The 3,099-nt window shown below is 60.3% G+C and carries 2 protein-coding genes, 1 rRNA gene and 1 pseudogene; all 4 read right to left on the bottom strand.

Translation table 11 applies throughout. The features are described from left to right. Positions 1-615: 615 nt before the first annotated feature. On the bottom strand, positions 616-972 hold the full coding sequence (locus tag LOC57_RS16320) for a DUF5979 domain-containing protein (protein WP_229960979.1): 357 nt from the start codon (positions 970-972) through the stop codon (positions 616-618). Then, positions 944-1,825: a DUF5979 domain-containing protein gene (locus LOC57_RS16315; protein ID WP_229960977.1), complete on the bottom strand. Its 882-nt coding sequence runs from the start codon at positions 1,823-1,825 to the stop codon at positions 944-946. The genes LOC57_RS16320 and LOC57_RS16315 overlap by 29 nt, the downstream gene beginning before the upstream one ends. Positions 1,826-2,061: 236 nt before the next feature. Further along, a pseudogene (locus LOC57_RS16635) lies at positions 2,062-2,310 on the bottom strand (thioester domain-containing protein); the annotation flags it as partial. 718 nt (positions 2,311-3,028) lie between these two features. Next, positions 3,029-3,099, bottom strand: a 5S ribosomal RNA gene (gene rrf, locus LOC57_RS16630); the annotation flags it as partial.

Raw genomic sequence — 3,099 nt, 5'->3', positions numbered from 1 at the left:
TGTTCATACAGACACAATGCCGGGGCCAAGGAAAATTGGCCGCCAGGCACTGCACTAAATTCGAAACCAGCTAAAAAAACCATTCCAGCCCACGGGGTGGGCGGAACAGTCGATTCAACCAATTAAAATAAATTGGTATCAATAAACTTGGCACACTATTGAGTTCTCAAACAACAGACGCAATCCGAAAATACTCGGGAAAACAATGTTTTCCTTTTCTTCTTCGCTGCAAGGTTTTCCAGCTTATTCCATTCCGGCGTTTTCCGCAATTCCCGGTTTTCCTTATCGGAAGCCCCGGGAAGGCGTGTCTACCGCCGTTCCGGCCCAGCAAAAAGCCGGAGTCTTTCCTGCCGGCCCGTGAAGGGCGCACCAGAGAAACTCTGTTTTTTGGTGGGTTTGGCCGCCATGCTTCGGGCGCTTATTTCAGCGTCCCGGCCGCGGCGACTTAGAAGACTTTACACAGGTTCTCCCGCCGGTGCAACTCGTCGGGAGGTGACGCCCGGCACCCCGTCTCCGAGGTATCCATCCGTCATACGGCAATGCCCTCCGGACGCGGGACTGCCCGCAGCTCCGGCATGGAGCTGCGGGCAATCCTGGTTCAAACGGCGGGTTCCGCTACTGGGTTCGGCGCCGAACCGAAACGAAAACGAGGAAGGTGCCAAGAGCCAGAATGCAGATACCGGCAGTCCACACCCAGTTAGCGCCGTTCACGCCGGTTTTCGCCAGTGCGTCCCTGCCCAGCACGGAGTACGTGTTCGTGACCTCCGCGTTGACGGATGCGCCGCCTAGGACCGTGATCGTTTCCGGGAGAACCGAATCCACCGTCACCGAGGAATTCGCGCCAGAGTCGGGTTCAGTGACTGTGCACGAGCTGCCGGCCGGCACACGGTCAAACGCGGTGATCTGGTCTCCTGCCTGGGTTCCCGCCGGAATGAGGATCTCCTCAGTTGAATGAATCCCCGCAGGTGACAACAATCCGCACGTCGCTTTGGAGACCGGCTCCCGGGCCGGTGATGGTTTTGGTCAGCACGAGTGAACCGTAGACGTAGGACACGTCATTGGTGACCAGCGCCTGGGCGTCACCGCCCGGCTGGATCTCAACCACTTCCGGAAGACCGGTGGCCACCGCCACCAGTTCTGTAGCACCGGTTTGGGGCTCCGTGACCGTGCATGCAGTGCCCGCGGGAATGTCGGTGATCGTTCCCGCGTAGTCACCTGCAGCGCTGCCCGCCGGAATGGTGAGGGTTTCTTCGATACCCACGGCATCGCAGGTCACTATCACCGTGATATCACCCTGCAGGCCGGCGGCGGCGCCCCTCACCGACTTCACAACGGTCAAGGACCCCGGATTGAGGTCCACAGTGTTGGCTACGTCGAGCACGTTCGGTCCGTTGGCGGTAATAGTGACCGTACCCGGCAGAACCGGTGTGACAGTCACCTGTGTGTTGGATCCCGTCACCGGCTCACTCACCTCACAGACCGTACCGACCGGCAGGTTGGGAATGGTCTGGGATACCGTTGCTGCGGTACCGGCCGGGATTTCAATGACGAAAACACCCGCAGCCCCGCAGGTAACGTTCAGGGTAATGGCACCCTGCAGTCCGGCACCTTCTCCGGCGAAAATCTTATTGACCACCAAGTCGCCCGGAATGAAGAACTCGGCCGTCGCCTGTGCGTTTGATTCAACCTGCGAATCCGCCGCCAGAATGAGTTTCTGCGCCGTTGTGACCTGTGGATTAGTGCCGGCATAGAGATAAACGTTTCCCGTTTGTACGGGAACCACTGCCGTGGCAGTGAGCGTGTCTGCGCAGTGTTCCGTACCCACAACTGCGTTCCTGCCGGCACAGTTGTCCCTACAAGGGGGACGGTTCCCGCCGCGTCGGTGTAAAGGGTGTATCCCGGGGTGACTCCAACGGTGAGCTCCGTAACCGTGCCGGACGTGACCGTGAAGGGACCCGCCACTCCGTCCACAGGACCTGCAGCTACCGGGGGCGTAATGCTGACATCTGGAGCGGGAGGTTCAGTGAGCGGTCCCGCGGCCAGGACGTCGGTGACAATCTGCGCGGTGAGTGCCCGGATGGAATCCGTGTCCTCAAGCACGTAGCCGTCACTGAAGAACCAGACTGCAGCCTGGACTGCTGCGGCCCGGATGTTGTCGTTAGCCGCTTCCGGAAGCCCTGGCTGGTCCGGATAGTAGCTGTTCAATACGCGGTTCACGTAACCGATGTTGGGGACGTTGGACTCATCCCAGCTACCGTTCTCGTACCCGAGCCCCGTATAGGTGGGGTTGCGGATATCGATGCAATACATCTGTTGCGTATTGCCCTCGCCATCCACCGTCGTGATGACACCGGCAAAGGGCTCATCTGTCCGGACGTAACCCGCAGGAAGGTCGCCCGGATACCCAGCAGTGGGATCGAATGCCTGGCCAGCAGGCGGAAGGCCTCCAGTCACGCCTTGGCCCGGACCGGTCCCTGTCATGGTGACCTCGACATCGGCATTGGGAACCGCCCCTCCAGGCTGCGGGCCGCAAAACACGGCCTGAGCGGTGCAACAGTCGAGAGCAGAAGTATGACCAGGGCTCCCAGAATGGCGAGCGGATAGCCGAGGCGCCGGCGCATCCTCCTTCGTACTCCCCCACCCGGTGTAAATGCTGTTCTTTGCCTCATAAGTCTTGAATCCTCTCTCCAGCTGACCCGAGGGGCTGCAAGGGACGCACTGCGCCCCAAGTTCGAGAGGCTATAGCGGGGATCGAAGAGACGTAAGGATAGGAGCCAACAGACGCACCTCTGGAAAGCCGTTTTTCCCAGAAGTAGTGCCCTGCGAGCTGCATTCGCTTGCGGTTCACGGGTACCGGGGCCGGCGTGTAGGCGCATGAATATAAACACAAAAGCCCGCACCAGGAACGGTACGGGCTTGCAGGGGGGATCCCGGGCCGGCCGCTCGGGACCGGACCCCGGGACTAGGGTTGGCGGGTTAAACAGGTGAGGCCCGTACCAACACTGGTACGGGCCTCACCCCACAATTTGTCCGGCGGTGACCTACTCTCCCACACCCTCCCGGATGCAGTACCATCGGCGCTGTGGGTCTTAGCTTCCG

The organism is Arthrobacter sp. zg-Y750, assembly GCF_020907365.1.
GTDB lineage: Bacteria > Actinomycetota > Actinomycetes > Actinomycetales > Micrococcaceae > Arthrobacter_B.
Note: the sequence above shows the minus strand (reverse complement) of the source record. Positions and strands in the feature narration are given on the sequence as shown.